Raw genomic sequence first — 18,480 nt, 5'->3', positions numbered from 1 at the left:
CGTTCAAGAAATCAAAGATAAGCAGCACAATGAAATGAGATTCAGACAAGGCTGGAAAATATGGCCTGGCCGCCATTTATAGCGACCAGGCCAAAAATGAGATTTAGCGCTTTTCCTGATATGCCAGCCAGGTCAGCAGCTGCAGGCTGGCGGAAAAGTAGTTTTGATCCGCTGCCAGCGTGTCATTGAGATACTGGGTTTGGCCCAGGGTTAAATCGCGCACCGCAATCAATCCCCCCTCCATGTTGTACGGCGCTGGCGTGTTGCCCAACACATCATACCAGGCGGGCGTGGTCATGCGCGCCGAACCTTGCCAGACACGCTGGAACGGCACCAGACGCAGGCTTTGCGGGTCGTACCACCAGATATTTAGCGGAATACGGATCGCGTCATAGCTGAAGCGATTGGAATAGCCGACCGCCGGTGCCACAGAACCATCAGCATTCAGCGCCACCCAATCGAGCGGCAGGCCGGTTTTGCCGAAGTGCATCTCACCCAGCAAATCCATGCCGTCATCAATCAGCTCATTCCAGATACGCAGATGGCTGTGTTCCGCAAACTCGCGCCAGGCCTCAAACAGGAAATAGGAGGGATTAAGCACCACGTAGCTGGTTTTGTTGAAGCCCTGCGCGCCCGGCAGCATCACTTTATGTCCGCCGTAGCTGATCACATTCAGCTTGACGATCGCACGCTGAATGCGGTCGGAGGCCTGCTGATAATCGCCGCCCCACTTCTGTGCCGCACGTTGCAGCGCCCAGGCAATCAGGACATCACCATCGGAAGCGTTATTTTTGTCGGCAATCGGATCGGCGGCGCCTGGCGTGTAGCGCCAGTAGAACAGATCGTTTTGCGGATTACGCAGATGGCTGCGCGTCCACTGCCACAGCAGATCGAAAGTGGCGCGATCGTCATGCGCCACCGCCAGCAACATGCCGTAGCCTTGCCCTTCGGTATGGCTAACGTTGTTGTTGGCCGTATCGCTGATTCGGCCATCGCTGCCCATAAAACGGCTTTTATAGGTACTCCAGCCATCTGCGGCCGCCTGAGCGCTAAAAAACATCACCATGAAACACAGCATCCATTGACGCCAGAACCGCATCACTCTCATTACAGCATCCTATTGATATCGATAGTGCAGCGTGCCGCCGTCGTTGTTCTCCAGCGTCACCGGCACCGCCGCGCTGCCGCCTTGTGCCTGCAGCCATTGTGCATACACGCCCGCCAGCACCGCGCTCAACGCCAGCTGCCAACGTTCAACACCGACGTTGCTGTCGCCCTGCGGCAGCGCGTGGTGCTGAATCAGAATGGCATTCTCCTGCGGCTGTAACTGCACAAAGCCCCAGTTAAATCGCGCCAGCTGCAAATTCATTTCACGCTCCAGATCCTGCACGGTGCGCGCGTCGGGTAAAGGATAGCGTGTTGCCAGCGATACGCCGACGCCGTTGAGAAAGCCTTCCGCTTCCTCGCCCACGTTGTCCAGCATGCTCTCAATCATCGCGCTCACCAAATCAAACCAGCCCGGCTGATGCGGATGGCTGACGCGTGCGGTTACTTGCTCACTCATTAGTAATCTCCGAACATGTAACGGAAGTACAGATTGGCGGTGCTCTCGTTGTAATCGCCAAAGGTGTCGTAGCCGAGCTGACCGCCCACGGTGACATCTTTGTTGATCTTATAATCCGCACCGGCATGCAGGTTGTAGCCAATGCCGTTTTTGCTGTCGCCGCTGTAGAACGCATCCTTCACGTAGCCTTGATCGGCCAGACTTTGCAGCTGCGCCTGCAACGACGGATTATTCGGGAAGTAGGCGCTCTTATCCTGACTGTAGGATTGATAACCCACCGAACCGCCGACGTTCACTTTCAGATCGTCAAACTTGCGGCTGAATTCGATAGGGAACGACACCGACGCATAGTTCTGTGGGCTGAAGTAACCGCCCTGACCGTAGCTGAAGTAGCTGAGGTTTTTCGAGTAATCCATCCACGACAAGCTCATGCCGACTTTCAGCTCGCGATCGTCGAGGTGATACGGACGCACATACGCGCCTGCGGTCGCCTGCACGCTGTTATTGGTCGCCACGTTTTCGCCGATGTAGCTGTACGCGCCGCCGCCGACATAAAAACCGGCATCGCCGTTGTCGTAACTCAGCAAGGCGTTACCGCCGTTTTTAGTCACGCGGCCCCAGCGTTTACCGCTGGTTTTGTCTTCGACGCCGACATACGACAGCAAGCTGTCGGTCATCGCGCGGCGTTCACCGGTAAGGATCAGCGTCAGGAAGTCGGTCAGCTTCGGCGACCACTGCACGCCGCCCACCAGCGTACTCAAGTCCTGACCCAGCGGCGTGCTGCCGAGGTCAATCTTGTAGCTGTCGCCCTTCAGCGCCATGTTCAGCTCCACGCCGGTCGCGGATTGCGAATCGGTGGTGGAGTTGGGCGTATCATCAATTTTCGCCGCACCGGAGGCAACCACGTTGCCCTGCACCAGCGCGTTGGTGCCGAATCGACGCCATGCGTCGCCACCGGCGCTGCCGGCGGTGAGGGAAACCGGCGTCATGGTGAAGTCGAAGCGCGACTCGCCAAACGGCACGGTGGAGAAGGTGAGCGGCGCTTTGGCTTCGGTGAGTTTGCTCAAGCCTGATTCGCCATCACGACCGCGTACCTGCATTTCACCCTGCACCCAGGTGCCGGTTTTCTCTTGCAGGTCATCCATCATGTTGTCGATTTGGCGCAGCGTCTGGCTCTGCTTAACCGCCGGTGTGTTGCTCGCCAGCGTCACGCCTTCGGCGCTGCTGGTGGCCGCCGGTGCCGACTGCCACGGCATCACCGCGCCATAGCTGGAAGGCGTACGCCCCACCGGCGAGGTGCCGCGATTGATAAACGGATTGTCGGCCAGCGCCAGACCACCTACGCTTGGCACGCTGCCGGTTTCTGCGCCCTGCAGACCAATCAGCTGACCGCGCGCGGTGCGCAGGTAGCTCATCGCCTGGCTGTGTTCGCCGTTGGCTTCGGCCACGCGGGCTAACAGCAGCAAGCGATCCGGCGACTGCTCGTTGCGCAGGCCGCGCGTTAAGGTATTGGCTTTGTTGACGTCATTCTGCGCCAGCGCCACGTTGATGGCGCCGGTGCGCGCGTCTTGCGTCGGGGTATCCTGCGTCATCAGGTAGTCGTATACCACGCCCGCTTCTTTATTCATCTTGCCGGACTGGTAGAGTCGCGCCATGGCGAACATCAGATCGCGGTTCTGCGTATCGTGCTGCAGCGCGCCCACCAGCTTGTCGTAAGCGGCGGCGTACTGTTTCTGCTCGCGCAGGCGATCCACTTCGTTGATCACGTAGCCGTTGCGGATGCCCGCCAACTGGGTTGGCGTGCTGCGTGCCTGTAGTTCCGGGCTGCTGAGGAAGCTCTGCGCTTCGGTATTCAGCCCCGCCTGATTCAGCACCGCCACCTGCGCGGCGTAATCACCGGCGTTGCCCTGAATGCCGCGCTGCATGTTGCTACGCACCACGGACACCGCGCTGGTAAGATCGCCGGCTTTCGCCAGCTTCTGCGCCAGGTTACCGGCATCCACCGGATTGGCGGGCGGCGTAGAGGCCAGCGCGCGCAGGGTGTTGGCCGCTGCCGCGTTCGAGCCCTGCGCCAGATACTGATCGGCGGTAGCCATCTGCAGGTTGAAGTTGACGCGCTGCGCCAGCTCGCGCATATCGCTGTTTTTGCTGCTGTTGGGAATGCGAGACAGCAACTGGCTCGCCTGCTGCCACGCGCTGCTTTCGCTGGCGTTTAACGCACCCGCATAGAGTTCGGTGGTGCTGGCGCCGCTGCGCAGGGTGGGCTGCATGATATTGGCCGCCATCATGTTATTGCCCTGCGCGCGGTAGAGACGTGCCAGATCAAGACGCAGCCAGCCATCGTTGGGATAGCGCTGAATACCCGAGGTCAAGGTGGCGATGGCGGCGCTGTTATTGCCCGCCGCCACTTCACGTTTGGCCTGGGCACGAATCGGATCGGTGCTGCTGCCGCGCGGTGCCACGCTTTGACGCACGCTGTCGGGCAGTGATGCCAGCAGCGTATTGGCTTCTGCGCCCCGGTTCTGCTGACGCAGCACGTAGAACAAGCCTTCTTTGGCGTTGCGGTTATTGGCATCGCTTTGCAGGATGGCGCGATAGGTTTGCTCCGCCTGATCGAGCTGATTGCTGCGACGCTGCACATCGGCGCGGAACAGTTTGGCCGAGACGCCTTTCTCGCCGTCGGCCTGCGCCAGCGGTTCGCTCAGCGCCAACGCCTGCGCGCTGTCGCCATTTTTCAGCGCCTGCTGCGCGGAGGCCAGCTGCGCGTAGAAGCGTGCATCGGCGGCCTGCTTCTGGCGCGTATCGCTCTGATCGCCACCCATCTGCGCCGCGCGCGTCAGGTAATCCGCCGCTTCGGCATAACGTCCGGCGCGCTGAGCCACATAGCCCATACCGGCCAGCGCATCCGCATCTTGCGGGTTAGCTTGCAATACTTTCTCAAAGTTGTTCTGCGCGTTGCTGACGTCGCCGCTGTTCAGCGCGGTAAAGCCCGCGCCCTTCTCCGCACCGCCAACGTTTTTACGGTAGTAATCCAGCACCGCGTTGTCTTGCGGATGGCGCTGCTGCCAGGTTTGATACAGCGACGCATCGGACGCCTGCGGACCCAGCCACAGCAGCGCCTGACGCAGCGAACGGTCCGCTTCTTTGTTGCCGTCTGCCAGGCTGGCGAGCACATCGATACCCTGACGACGCGTTGCTTCCTGATAGGTCAGCGCTTTACCCAGCGCCAGTTTGGCACCGGTATCCTGCGGATGATCGGCGGAGAACTGACGCAGCGCTTCAACCGCCTGCGGCAGCAGCGAACGATCGCCCGCCATGGTCAGATAATATTCGGCTGCCACGCTCGGCGGCGGCTCGTTGCCGCTGAAGGTGTTACGCCAGGTTTGCAGCGACGCCGCGATGTTGCCGCTGCGTGCCTGCTGGCGCGCCAACTGCAGCTGCGCCTGCGGAATGGTTTGCAGCTGGCGGGCGTTATCCAGCTCGGTGAGATGCGGATCGTTCGGCGAGGCCGCGCTCAGGCGCGCACGCCACTGCGCCGCCTCCGCCGTGCCGCCGCTCTGCTGTGAATAGAGCGCCAGCAGATAGAGCGCCTGCGTGTTGTTGGGCTCAACCATCAGCACTTTCTGCAGCGAGGCTTTGGCCAAATCGTCATGCGCTTTCTGGTGCCAGTAAGCCGCCTGATCGAACAGCGCCTGTAACGCAGGATTACTGCTCTCCGCCGCCAGCAGCGGCTGAGAGAGCGTCAGCGCCCCACCCAGAATCAGGGCATGGCGAATACCGGCACTTAACAGATGTTTTTTCATTGTTTTTATCCTTACTTCTTGCCGGACTTGCTATCAACTTTTGGGTTGAGACGACGCCACGCATGACGTTTCAGCATCACCCATGCACCGCCGCCGACCAACGCTGAAAGCAGCAGCGCCGCCAGCGCCATCAGCACCGAGTGCTGGTTGGCATACCACACCACCATCATGTACCACGGCATTTCGCCGCTCGGGAATTGCGGGCCGACGCGGAAGCTGCGAATGCCGTTCTCATCGGTGATGATGGCGGTATCGCCGCGAATCCCGGCGTTGATGCGTGCAGAATTCAGGTCTTCATGCAGGCGCAGCAGTTGCTGATCGCTGGTCGCCACCGTCATCACCACTAAGCGATCCGGGTTCCACGGCGAGCGATAGCTGACAAAGCCGCGCCACGCTTCGTTGGAGGAGAAGTAACGATCGGCATCCAGCGGCTGGCGATACCAGTCGCCGGTCAGCCAGCCACGCAGTTTGTCCCAGGTGGTGGGCTCTTTCACGCCCAGCGTGTTGCCGCTGGTATCGAACGGCGTGTTGGCCAGCATTGCCTGGTTGAACTCGTTGTTCTGCGTGGTGCTGACCGCCAGCAGATCGCTCTGCTGCAGGCGCGTCATGTTGGTGCCGCCGTTTGGCAGGCCAAACAGCACCTGATTTTGCAGCAGCGGCACGCCGGTAGCGTTACCGGCGCGTGAGGCCATATCCAGCAGCGTGGCGATCTCCGCATCACTTGGTTGTTCCGGCAACAGCAGCGTGGTCTGCGAGAAGTCCGCCAGACGCGAGAACGGGAACGAAGCGCCAACAAAGTAAGAGAGATTTGGCAGCATGGTGAAGTGGCGCGTATGGCTCAGATCGATCCACGAATCCTCTTCAATGCGGCTCTTAATGTTGTTGTTCAGCAGCACGCCGCACGGCGCATCCGCTTTCGGCTTGATGTTGAAGTAGAGCGCCAGCTGATTGTCACCGTAAATCAGGTACGGTTCGAGCTTCAGGGTGTAATGCTCCTGACGCGCGTCGCCGCCCAGCCGATGCCAGGCGCTCTCCAGCAAGCCGACTTTATTCACCGTAAGATTGCGCAGGAATGTGCCGTTAATCATTACGTTAAGGAACGAGTTGTCCTCATCAATCCAGCTTTCGGATGGGAAGCGATAGTGCAGCTCCACCGGAATGGTGTCGCCATCCCACAGGAACAGGTCTGGCGCCGCGCGGAAGTTGACGCTCAGCGCATCGTGCCAGATGCCAGTGGTGGTCAGGCTCTGATCTTTGCGCAGCAGTTCGCTCAAACGCACCGGGCGCATGGTGTTGATCCAGCGCGGCGCATCGTACGGCTTACGTTCACCTATCGGCTGCGGCTGCACGTTAAGGCTGCTGGCATCGGTCGCCAGCGGCTGAGTGGTTAAACGGTTAGCGGCCTGACGTAGCTGATCGTCATTCGCACCCACCACCAGCAGCAGTTTGTAGACCGGATTGTTCGGATTATCGATCACCTGCAGCAGCGGACCACTGGTGGCTGGCAAGGTTACGGTACCAATTTTGTCGCCCGGATGGCCGACCAGAATGCCGTTGTGTTCAGGCAGATCGCCGCGCACCACCGGGAAACGGATGCCACGATAATCCGACTGAATGCCCATCCACGATGCCACCAGCGCAGCGGCGCTGATGCTGTCCGGCGCGACATTGGCGGCAAAGCCAAAGGTGACGCTGGCGGGCGTCATGCGCTGCGCATCGATAAACGGACGCGGGAAGTTACGCAGGCTGGTGCCGATGTTCAGCTGCTGCCCTTCGAGGCTCAGCGTGGTTTTCGGCAAAATCGACACCTGATACTGCTGCGCGCTCTCTTTCTCGCACAGCAGCTTGTCGGCATCGTTAATCTTGAAGCTGAGGTTATTGCTGGAGACCACCATCGCCGCCGGAATATCCAGCTGGTAATCGCTGACATCGCTGTCGCTGGCGCCCAAAGGCAAGGTACCCAGCGGCTGACCGTTCAGCATCAGCTGCAGCGAGGTGTTACGCGCGGCCAGCGCCGCCGAGACGCGCAGCGACAGATTAAGACGCGCGTTGGTGATCACTTCATCGCTGGGCAGCGTGAACATGATGCCGGATTGCAGCTGGCCGCCGGTCAACGTAATGCCGCGCGGCTGGCCCATTTGCGCCACCGAAACGGTGCTGCTGATTGGCTGGTTAAGCGTCACGGAAGACGTTTCTGGCATCATCGCCGGTGCGGTTGGCGCTACCGTTGGCAGCACCATTTCTGGTGCGGCAGCAGGTTCGCTGGGCGCAGGTTCAGCAGGCGCGTTGTTTTCCGTTGTCGATGCGGCTTCCGGTGCGGTTTCGGGAGCGGTTTGCGGTGCGGTTTCCGCTGGCGCATAAGGTGCAGCGCCCGCTGCCTGTTGCAGCTGCGGATCGGCAGCGCTTTCGATGCCTTGCGGCGGCGGCACGTCTGAAAGTGCAGCGCTATCCTGAGTGACTGGCGGGGTTTCGGCCCACGCTGGCGCGAGCAGCAGCGCCGTTGCCAGCGAGCTTGCCAGCAACCTTTGCGTCAAATTCTTCATGCAGCGCTGTCCTCTTTTACTGCGGGCTGGTTGTCACGCTTACGCTTCTCACGGCGATCTTTCCAGGTCAGCCAGAACAGCTCAAAGACGGTACGAATAATGGTGCCAAGCGAAACCAGTGGATTGTCTTGCTTATACTCTGGCTGAATCCACGCATCGGCACGCGCCAGTACCACGCGCACCAGCTCACGGCGGCGCGACAGCGGCATATCGCCAAAGCGCAGACGGATGCTCTCCTCATCGCCGGAGATTTTGTTCACCGGAATGGTGATGGTGCCCGACTTCAGCAGCAGATCGATCTCTTCAATTTCATCGTGCTCATGACGATTGTCCGGCGCATCCAGCTGCGCGCCGCCCATCGACAGATCGCTGGTTTTCGTGCGTGACGAGATGCCGCTAGCGTAGTGAATCACCGCCGGGATCTGCACCTCAATACGAATGGTTTTACGCACCTGCTTGGTTTCGCGCGCCACGGCAATCGCCGCCATCAGGATAACCAGGCTGAATACCGCCCAGCCGACGTTGAGCGCAATAACGTAAGGATCAACGCCAAAGTAGTCATGCGCGGTGGCGCGCACCACGCCCGCGATGATGCCGATCGACAGCAGCACCGCGACAATCACATGTGGACGCACGATGTGGAAGTCGAAGAAGCCCTGATCGAGCAGGCCGCCTTTATCCGTTACGTTAAACTTACCGCGCTTCGGCGCCAGCATGGTGAGCAGCGTTGGGATGACGAGGTGGAAGCACATCACGGTTTCGTAGATTTCGCCCCAGAAGGTGTAACGGAACTTGCCGTTCATTCGCGAGTTGACGTAGAGCGACATCACCAGATGCGGCAGGACGTAGGCGAAAATCAGCGAGGCTGACGAATGAATGATATTCAGGTTAAACAGCAGGTAGGCCAGCGGTGCCGTCAGGAACGCCACGCGCGGCAAGCCAAACTGGAAGTGCAGCATGGCGTTGAGGTAGCACAGACGCTGCTGCCACTTCAATCCACGGCCAAACAGCGGATTATCAACGCGGAAGATCTGCGTCATGCCGCGCGCCCAGCGGTTACGCTGCACGACGTGCAGGCCAAGACGCTCGGTCGCCAGACCGGCCGCCAGCGGAATTGCCAGGAAGGCCGATCCCCAACCGCGACGCTGCATTTTCAGCGCGGTATGCGCATCTTCGGTCACGGTTTCCACCGCAAAACCACCGATCTCTTCCAGCGCGCTACGGCGAATCACCGCACAAGAACCGCAGAAGAAGGTGGCGTTCCAGTTATCGTTACCCTGCTGCACCGGGCCGTAGAACAGTGAACCTTCGTTCGGGATGCTGCGCGCCGCGCGCAGGTTACGCTCGAACGGATCCGGCGAATAGAAGTAGTGCGGGGTTTGCAGCAGCGCCAGCTTTGGGTCTTTCAGGAACGGACCGACCGTTGCCTGCAGGAAGGTGCGCGTGGCCACGTGATCGCAGTCGAAGATGCAAATCAGCTCACCTTTGGTGATCTTCATCGCGTGGTTGAGGTTACCGGCTTTAGCATGATTATTGTCGTCACGGGTGATGTAACCCACGCCTACATCGGCGGCAAATACCGCAAACTCACTGCGCTTACCGTCATCCAGCAAATAGACCTTCAGCTTGTCGCGCGGGTAATCAATACACTGCGCCGCCAGCACGGTATCACGCACCACATCGAGGCTTTCGTTGTAGGTCGGAACATAGACATCCACCGTCGGCCACAGGCTGGTATCATCCGGCAAAGGTTCGATGGTGCGTTTTAATGGCCAGGTGGTTTGCAGGAAGCCGAGAATTAAGATCAGCCAGACATAGAGTTCGGCCAGATATAAGCCGATACCGAGAATGGCTTCAATCTCAGAATTAAATTGCAGCGTCTCCGTAGTACGCCACCAGATATATCGGGTCGACATCAGCGCGGATAAGATAACCATAACGATGGTTATTTTGCGGCTTTTGCTGAAGCCCAGTAAAAACATCATCCCGATGCTGATTAAGCCAAATATATATTGCTTCTGGCTGTCCATAGGCGTGATGACAATTACCGCCGCCACCGGTGCAAGCACCAGCAGCAGCAGGTAAAACCCGAGTTTACTCATGATTCACCCTGAAGAAGCTGTGTTGTTATTATGTGGCCGGAGTCGGCCTCATTATTAATAGTGGCTGCGAAAAGGTGCCTGAACTTCGCCGTTACCCACGGTGATATCCAGGATATTGGCTACGCGTTTTGCCACTAATTCGATATCAAACGCAGCTGCAGACGCTGGGCTGAAATCATAAACCGATTGTTGCGAGGCATTGGCTTCCGCGACGCTTTCATCACGATGAACCACGCCTAATAAGTTCTCACCCAACCGCTGCTGCATAAAAGCGGTGACTTCACGGCTAATATTGCGGCGGTTATCGCTCTGGTTAAGGACAAAATAGTGACCACGTTTATTATTCAGCGGCCGACCGATCATGCGGTCATTTTCTATTTGCGGCAGCAACGAGACCGATGCGGTATCCGCTAACATCACCACTAAATGCATATCGGCAAGTGCCTGCATTGCTTTAAGCGCCGGACCCGGACCGGGGGGAAAATCGGCGATAATCACCAGTCCCGGATAATTCAGCACCGTATCCAGCCCGCGCTTCAGGAAATGCGGATCTTTTACCAGGTTCTCTTCAAAGCGTTCACGCTGCTCTTCGCTCACCTCGCCATACGGCATGACGAAAATATTGCCGCCGGTGGTCAGAATCGATTGGCTCCAGTCAGCCTGATCTTCAGAACGTGCCACAAAGCCGCGACCATCATTCAGCGGTACACCGAAATGCAGGCGCAAGGCGTTCTGAACATCGAAATCGATTGCCAATACCTTGCTGCCAGCGCGAGCCAGACTCCACGCAAGGTTGGCCGCCATGGTGGTTTTCCCTACTCCCCCTTTTGGCGAGCACACACAAACTAACGGCATAGCGCAATCTTCTCCAGTAGCGGTTTTAACGGTGTTTCTTTTGACAGGTTAGCCGGCTCGGCTGGACGCGAGCGGAACAGCGCACCAAAGCGAGACGGGGCCGGCGCAGCCGGACGTGCCGGTTCAACCGCAGCGGCCAGGGTTGGCACAGGCACTGGCGCGATTGGCGCGGGAGCTGCCGGTGCGGCAACAGCAGCAGGCTGAGCGGCTGGCGCGGCGGCAGGTTTTGCTGGTGGAAACAGTGAGGTTGTCGCCTGGCGCTCGACCAGCGTGGCTTTCGGCGCTAATGGCGTCGCAGAGGAGAGCGGCTTAACCGACGGCGCGGGCGGAAACAGCGATGAGCCGCTCTCCGGTTGCGCGGCGGCAGGTGCGTTCAGGCTATCGAGAATCGATGCGCGCGTCGGGCTGGCTGGTGCAGCCTGAGCCGGTTCCGGCGGTGCGCTGAATTCATCCCCGCGAATCGGCTGTGGTTGCGGCATATCAATGCGCTGACCGCTGCCTAATTCAGGCTCTTGTTCGGTGGTCAATTGACGCAGTAACGCCCACTGACTTTGATCGGCTTCCTGCGATTGACCGGACATATCCTTAAAAGCGATGTCAAGCGTCTGCGTTTTCTCTTTAAAACGCTGCAGATCGTCGTAATTCTTCATGATCAGAGCCTGTAAAAGCGGGAGGGAATTTTCCGCGAATATATCACACACATTAAAAGACGGTGAGACAAATCTGATTACTAAAACAGCGCATTCAATAAAATAATTCTATCTTTAAGATTGAAAAAGCGGGAATGCAAAAAGCATGCAGTTATTTATGGACGGAGATTAATTAGTATCAATTAACAGAAATAATCACGCAGGGGATTTTAACCTAAGCTACTGAAAAACCTCTACTGCGCTGCAAGTTATGGATTTTATTCTGCAGTGACATTGCTCACACAATGATGATGAAAATAGGAATTTGCCTTTACGCTATATATCTTAATCAGGACCAATTGTTCACAGATGCAGTGGCGTAATGCTTTTGTCAGGGCTTTAGCAGTAACCCTTTTTGTCGTTAATTTATCTCATGTATTAATCAGCAAAAAGAAAGGCTCCCGCAGGAGCCTTGATTCATTTATGGCAGTAATTTATGACACGCCTACCGGCTGATTTTCATCCTGATCAACCGCGAAGCAGGCGATTTGCTGATCGCCATATTGCTTCAGTTTTGGCTGCAGCTGAACGCAGGTGCCAAAACGACGACGGCAGCGCGCGTTAAACGCACAGCCCGGCGGCGGATTGAGCGGGCTTGGCAACTCGCCCGTCAGTTTGATGCGCTCGCGGCGATCGTCCGGGTTGAGGCGTGGTGTCGCCGACAGCAGTGCCTGCGTGTAAGGATGACGCGGATTGCTGAAGATCGCCTCCTTGCTGCCCTTCTCAACGCAGCGGCCGAGATACATCACCATCACCTCATCGGCGATGTGTTCCACCACGGAGAGATCGTGCGAGATGAAGACGTAGGACAAACCTAAATCCTGCTGCAAATCCATCATCAGATTCAACACCTGCGCTCGCACCGACACGTCGAGCGCCGAGACCGGCTCATCGGCGATCAGCACATCAGGATCGAGCATCAAACCACGCGCGATAGCGATACGCTGACGCTGGCCGCCCGAGAACATGTGCGGATAGCGATCGTAATGCTCGGTTTTCAGGCCAACCTTCGCCATCATCTCCAGCGTTTTTTCCTTGCGCTCCGCTTTGGTCAGCGAGGTGTTGATCACCAGCGGCTCTTCCAGAATTTGGCTGATTTTCTTACGCGGATTGAGCGAGCCATACGGGTTCTGGAACACGATCTGAATTTTCTGGCGACGCAGTTTCTGCGCCTGCGGATCGTGTTTCAACAGATCCTGACCGTGCCAGAACAGCTGGCCTTCGGTCGGCGTTTCAATCATCGTCAGCAAGCGGCCCAGCGTGGATTTACCACAGCCAGACTCGCCGACCACCGCCAGCGTTTTGCCGCGTTCGAGGTTGAACGAGACGCCATCCAGCGCTTTGACCAGACGTTCCTGGCCAAACAGACCTTTCTTCACCGGGTAGTGTTTTTTCAGGTCAATCGCCTGCAGCAGGTAATCCTGCTTATCGTTATCAAGACTCATAAGTCGGTCTCCCGGCATCATCCAGTGGGAAGTGACATTTGGCCTGGCGGCCAGGAATGTCGCGCAGCTCCGGCTCTTCGCGGCGGCAGCGATCGGTCACATACGGGCAGCGCGGATTTAACAGGCAGCCGGTTGGGCGATCGTATTTACCCGGCACTACGCCAGGCAGCGAGGCCAGACGCGCTTTATCGGCAGCAAACTCCGGCAGCGCGCGCAGCAAGGCTTGCGTGTAGGGATGACGCGGCGCTTTGAAGATATCCACTGCTTTACCGCTCTCCACCACTTGTCCGGCATACATCACGATGATGTGCTGAGCCGCTTCGGCCACCAGCGCCAGATCGTGGGTAATCAGGATCAGCGCCATATTCTCCTGCTTCTGCAACTCCAGCAGCAGTTCGATGATTTGCGCCTGAATGGTCACGTCGAGCGCGGTGGTCGGCTCATCGGCGATCAGCAGCTTCGGTTTGCAGGCAATCGCCATCGCGATCATCACGCGCTGGCTCATCCCGCCCGATAGCTGGTGCGGATAGACATCCAGACGCGATGCCGGGTCGGGAATGCCCACCTGATCGAGCAGATCAATCGCACGCTGACGACGGGTACGTTTGCTGCCGCCCTGATGCACCTTCAGCGCTTCCATGATCTGGAAACCCACGGTGTAGCAAGGGTTGAGGCTGGTCATCGGGTCCTGGAAGATCATCGCTACTTCGGCGCCCACCAACTGGCGACGCTCTTTTTCGGAAATTTTCTGCAGGTCGCGCTGATTGAATTCCAGTTTCTCGGCCATCACGCGGCCGGGATAATCGATCAGGCCCATAATCGCCAGCGAACTGACCGATTTACCGGAACCGGATTCCCCGACGATGCCGACTACCTGGCCTTGCTCGACCTGATAGCTGATGCGGTCAACCGCACGGAACGGTGTTTTTTCGTCGCCGAAATGCACCGATAATTTGTCTACATTTAATAATGCCATCTCGGTGCCTCTTTACTGCTTGAGTTTCGGGTCGAGTGCATCACGCAAACCATCGCCCATGAGGTTGAATGCCAGAACCGTTAGCAGAATGGTCACTCCAGGGAATGTCACCACCCACCAGGCACTTTGCGCATACTGCAACACGTCGGAGAGCATGGTGCCCCACTCCGGCGTTGGCGGCTGCGCCCCCATACCGAGAAAGCCCAACGCCGCCATATCGAGGATGGCGTTGGAGAAACCTAATGATGCCTGCACGATCAGCGGTGCCAGGCAGTTAGGCAGAATATTGATGAACATCTGGCGCAGCGTACCGGCACCCGCCACGCTTGAGGCGGTAACGTAGTCGCGGTTAACTTCAACCAGCACCGCAGCACGCGTCAGACGGATATAGTGCGGCAAGGCGACGAAGGTAATCGCCAGCGAGGCATTAACGATCGACGGACCGAAGATTGCCACCAGCACCAATGCCAGCAGCAGGCTTGGCAGCGCCAGCATGATATCGACCACACGCATAATGATGGCGTCAACCACGCCGCCAAGGTAGCCAGCCATCAGGCCAAATATCACGCCGAGAATCAGCGACAGCACGACGACCATGCAGCCAACCAGCAGCGACAGGCGCGCGCCGTACATCAGGCGCGACAGCACATCGCGGCCCACGTCATCGGTACCGAGGATGTAGCTCCAGCTGCCGCCTTCCTGCCAAACCGGCGGATGCAGCAAGGCATCACGGAATTGCTCAGCCGGTGCGTGCGGTGCCAGCACATCAGCAAAGATAGCGATTAACAGCATCAGAACGATGTAAATCAGGCCGATAACCGCGCCTTTGTTACGCCTGAAGTAGTGCCAGAATTCCTGCAACGGGGTCATCGGCTTGGGTGCAGCAGTTACGCTTGCGGGATCAACAGCAGACATGATTCCCCCTTATTTCTTATGACGGATACGTGGATTGACCACGCCGTACAACAGATCAACCAGCAGGTTGACCACGATGATCAGAATCGCCACCAGCAACACGCCACCCTGCACCACCGGATAGTCACGGCGTTGCAGCGCTTCGATCAGCCAGCGACCGAGTCCCGGCCACGAGAAGATGGTTTCGGTCAGAATCGCACCGGCCAGCAGCGTACCAACCTGCAAACCAATCACGGTGACGACTGGCAGCATGGCGTTACGCAGCGCATGCACCACAATCACACGCATACGCGTCAGCCCTTTGGCGCGCGCGGTGCGGATGTAATCTTCACCCAGCACTTCCAGCATCGAGGAGCGCGTCATACGCACGATCACCGCCAGCGGAATGGTGCCGAGCACGATGGCCGGCAGAATCATGTGCATCACCGCATCTTTAAAATCGCCCTCTTCGCCCCACAGCAGCGTATCAATCAGCATAAAGCCGGTGAGCGGATGACTGTCGTCGAGGAAGATGGTGTCGCTGACGCGCCCGGAGACCGGCGTGAGGTTCCACTGCACCGAGACCAGCATGATCAGCATGATGCCCCACCAGAAAATCGGCATCGAGTAACCGGTGAGCGAAATGCCCACGGCGGTGTGATCGAAGATCGAGCCGCGTTTTACCGCGGCCAGCACGCCGACCGGAATGCCGACAGCTACCGCGAACAACATGGCGCAGATGCCCAGTTCCAGCGTGGCTTTGAAGCGTGGTACGAATTCGTCCCAAACCGGGATGCGGCTTTTCAGCGAGATGCCGAGGTCACCGTGTAAGACGCCGTTGATGTAGGTGATGTATTGCTTCCACATCGGCTGATCGAGGCCAAACTGCGCCATCAATTGTGCGTGACGTTCAGGAGAGATACCGCGTTCGCCAGCCATGATCAGTACCGGATCGCCGGGGATCAAGTGGACAAACGCGAAGGTCAATAACGTGATACCGATGAACGTTGGGATGACAAGGCCCAAACGTCGGAGTATGAATTGCAGCATAAGCCTGGTTCTCTGACATTTCCCACAGCGTTACCGCCGGGGACAACATTGCTCAACACTCGCAGCCAGCCAAAGGCGGACGCGACGCAAGAAGCGCTTCATTAGTAGAATTTGCCGGAAAAAAAGAGCGGAATACGGGCGGCGAAGGTGCCGCCCGAGGGCCAGCAATGCTGGCCCTGACCGCGATAATCCGAAAGGTTATTCCTGGATATCGACGTTTTCGAAGTGATGTTTACCTAATGGATCAACCACATAACCAGAGACTTTCTTACTCACTGGCTCGTAGACGGTTGAGTGAGCGATGATCAGCGCTGGAGCCTGGTCATGCATCACTACCTGAGCCTGTTTGTACAGTTCAATACGTTTGTTGTGATCGGCTTCAGCACGGGCTGGCTGAATCAGATCTTCAAACGGCTTGTAGCACCAACGTGAGTAGTTAGAACCGTCTTTCGCCGCTGCACAACTGAACAGCGTGGCGAAGAAGTTATCCGGATCCCCATTATCACCGGTCCAGCCCATCATCACGGTCTGGTGTTCACCGGCTTTCGCGCGCTTCAGGTACTCGCCCCATTCGAAGGTGACGATTTTGGCTTTCACGCCAATTTTCGCCCAGTCAGCCTGAACCATTTCCGCCATGCGACGTGCGTTCGGGTTGTATGGACGCTGAACCGGCATTGCCCACAGGTCGATGGAGAAACCATCAGCCATACCTGCTTCTTTCAGCAGCGCTTTGGCTTTCTCAGGATCGTAAGCGTAATCTTTGATGTCGTCGTTGTAGCCCCACATGGTTGGTGGGATCAGGTTTTTCGCGGCCTGGCCAGCGCCCTGATAAACGGCATCAATGATGGCTTGTTTGTTCACCGCCATGGTCAGTGCCTGACGCACCTTCACGTTATCCAGCGGCTTTTTCTCGGTGTTGAACGACAGGTAACCGACGTTCAAACCAGGCTGCTCCATCAGATTAATTTTGTCGTCTTTCTTCATGCTGGCGATGTCGGCCGGGTTCGGGTACGGCATGACCTGGCACTCGCCTTTCTGCAGTTTCGCATAACGCACAGAGGCGTCTGGCGTGATGGAGAACACTAAGCGATCAATCTTCGGCTTGGTGCCCCAGAAGTCTGGGTTAGCTTTATACAGAATGCGCGAGTCTTTCTGATACTGCTGCAGTACAAACGGACCGGTGCCCACTGGATTGAGGTCCAGCTTCTCAGGCGTGCCCGCTTTCAGCATGTTGTCGGCATATTCTTTAGAAATGATTGAGGCGAAGTCCATGCCGAGGTCAGCAATGAACGGCGCTTCAGGACGCGTCAGCGTGAAGCGTACGGTGTAATCGTCAACTTTTTCGATTTTGGCGATCAGCTTAGGCATGTCCATGCCTTCGAAGTATTCGTAGCTGCCGCCAGAAACACCGTGATATTTGTTGTTTTTGTCGAGCTGACGCTCGAAGGAGAACACGACGTCATCAGCATTGAAGGTGCGGGTTGGCTTGAAGTCTTTGGTGGTTTGCCACTTCACGCCCTGACGCAGGTGGAAGGTATAAGTTTTACCGTCCGCGCTGACATCCCATTTTTCTGCCAGACCTGGCTGCAGCTCGGTGGTACCGGTTTTGAACTCAACCAGTCGGTTGTAGATCGGTACCGAGCTTGCGTCGTAGGTGGTGCCCGATGTGAAGAGCTGCGGGTTGAAGCCTTCCGGCGAACCTTCTGAACAATAAACGAGGGTTTTCGCCTGGACACCAGCGGCAACGGTCATAGCAATCAGGCTGAGACCGACCTTCAGCATCCTGGATTTAGCCAGGGAGTTGATCATGTTTTGCTCCATTGTGATGTGATGTTGTGTGCGTCGCCCGACCTCTGATTTTTTTATGCGGTTCGGGCAGGTCAATTAAGAGTAAGCAAAATGTGAGCGGTTATTTTTTTGTGCTGGCACCGTGGAATCTGTCAGACACGTCCTTCTCTACATTTTATTGACGCATCAATTTGTCAACAGTTGCAATGAACGTCAATACAGTGTGGGGTTATTTACATAGAGTGTGACTAAGTGCAAGCAACGATAAAAAACACCCTTCACAGCCTAAGCCAAAATTAAAAAAGGTGATAAAGCGCTCAATGCCGCGTGATTATCTGGCTATGTAGTCAAATAGCAGTGATTATCACCGCTAAAAAACACACAAAACTTATTGGTAAATGTTGAATATCTGAACGATTCTGCGTGCGTTATGACGTTCAGGCAGCGGAATGTGCTAGGGAAATGGCATAAGAAATCAGCATGATGCATAAACCGGTCATAAGAAGAATGTTTCGCGAATTAAGCGCGCGGGTTCGATTTGGCGTGGGGTACGCGGGAGTTAGTGGAGATAATGGTGAGTATTGCTGGTTTAGGGGATGGAATGGGTATATTTAGGGGTTTTGCTATTCGCTCGGTGCGTTGCTCAGGAAAGGCGGCTCGAACGCAAAGTCGGCGTGAATACGTCCCTGTAGCCTCGACCGCCGCATCCCTGCGGCGGACGCTTTGCTAAACGAGCCGCCTTCCCATCGCCAGGTTGGCTTCTGTTTTGCT

The 18,480-nt window shown here is 57.2% G+C and carries 12 protein-coding genes; all 12 read right to left on the bottom strand.

Annotation, left to right across the window (positions count from 1 at the left end):
- Positions 1-103: 103 nt before the first annotated feature.
- Positions 104-1,108, bottom strand: coding sequence for a glycosyl hydrolase family 8 (locus IB226_RS20585; RefSeq protein ID WP_101763795.1), 1,005 nt, complete (start codon positions 1,106-1,108; stop codon positions 104-106).
- Positions 1,109-1,117: 9 nt separating this feature from the next.
- Entirely contained in the window at positions 1,118-1,564 is a 447-nt protein-coding gene (gene bcsD / locus IB226_RS20580) for a cellulose biosynthesis protein BcsD (protein WP_192236868.1), read from the bottom strand.
- Entirely contained in the window at positions 1,564-5,367 is a 3,804-nt protein-coding gene (locus tag IB226_RS20575) for a cellulose biosynthesis protein BcsC (protein WP_192236867.1), read from the bottom strand. The genes bcsD and IB226_RS20575 overlap by 1 nt, the downstream gene beginning before the upstream one ends.
- Positions 5,368-5,378: 11 nt before the next feature.
- A complete protein-coding gene (gene bcsB, locus IB226_RS20570) occupies positions 5,379-7,910 on the bottom strand; it encodes a cellulose biosynthesis cyclic di-GMP-binding regulatory protein BcsB (RefSeq protein WP_192236866.1) in 2,532 nt (843 codons plus the stop codon).
- Complete coding sequence (bcsA, locus tag IB226_RS20565; RefSeq protein WP_101763798.1) at positions 7,907-10,012, bottom strand: UDP-forming cellulose synthase catalytic subunit; 2,106 nt, start codon at positions 10,010-10,012, stop codon at positions 7,907-7,909. Before bcsA ends, bcsB begins: the two co-directional genes overlap by 4 nt.
- A gap of 54 nt (positions 10,013-10,066) precedes the next feature.
- Positions 10,067-10,867, bottom strand: coding sequence for a cellulose biosynthesis protein BcsQ (gene bcsQ / locus IB226_RS20560; RefSeq protein ID WP_101763799.1), 801 nt, complete (start codon positions 10,865-10,867; stop codon positions 10,067-10,069).
- Positions 10,858-11,517 carry a cellulose biosynthesis protein BcsO gene (bcsO, locus tag IB226_RS20555; RefSeq protein WP_101763800.1) on the bottom strand — a complete coding sequence of 220 codons (660 nt, stop codon included), beginning with the start codon at positions 11,515-11,517 and terminating at the stop codon, positions 10,858-10,860. Before bcsO ends, bcsQ begins: the two co-directional genes overlap by 10 nt.
- A 473-nt stretch (positions 11,518-11,990) precedes the next feature.
- Positions 11,991-13,001 (bottom strand): dipeptide ABC transporter ATP-binding subunit DppF, encoded by a 1,011-nt coding sequence (dppF, locus tag IB226_RS20550; protein ID WP_137384884.1) that lies wholly within the window; start codon positions 12,999-13,001, stop codon positions 11,991-11,993.
- Complete coding sequence (gene dppD, locus IB226_RS20545; RefSeq protein ID WP_008104610.1) at positions 12,991-13,977, bottom strand: dipeptide ABC transporter ATP-binding protein; 987 nt, start codon at positions 13,975-13,977, stop codon at positions 12,991-12,993. The genes dppF and dppD overlap by 11 nt, the downstream gene beginning before the upstream one ends.
- 12 nt (positions 13,978-13,989) lie before the next feature.
- Positions 13,990-14,892, bottom strand: a complete 903-nt coding sequence (gene dppC, locus IB226_RS20540) for a dipeptide ABC transporter permease DppC (RefSeq protein WP_101763802.1) — start codon at positions 14,890-14,892, stop codon at positions 13,990-13,992.
- Positions 14,893-14,901: 9 nt separating this feature from the next.
- On the bottom strand, positions 14,902-15,921 hold the full coding sequence (gene dppB / locus IB226_RS20535) for a dipeptide ABC transporter permease DppB (RefSeq protein WP_192236865.1): 1,020 nt from the start codon (positions 15,919-15,921) through the stop codon (positions 14,902-14,904).
- 198 nt (positions 15,922-16,119) lie between these two features.
- Positions 16,120-17,730, bottom strand: coding sequence for a dipeptide ABC transporter periplasmic-binding protein DppA (dppA, locus tag IB226_RS20530; RefSeq protein ID WP_101763804.1), 1,611 nt, complete (start codon positions 17,728-17,730; stop codon positions 16,120-16,122).
- Between the last annotated feature and the right edge of the window lie 750 nt (positions 17,731-18,480).

This window comes from Pantoea sp. PNT03, assembly GCF_014852515.1.
Taxonomy (GTDB): Bacteria; Pseudomonadota; Gammaproteobacteria; order Enterobacterales; family Enterobacteriaceae; genus Pantoea; species Pantoea leporis.
Note: the sequence above shows the minus strand (reverse complement) of the source record. Positions and strands in the feature narration are given on the sequence as shown.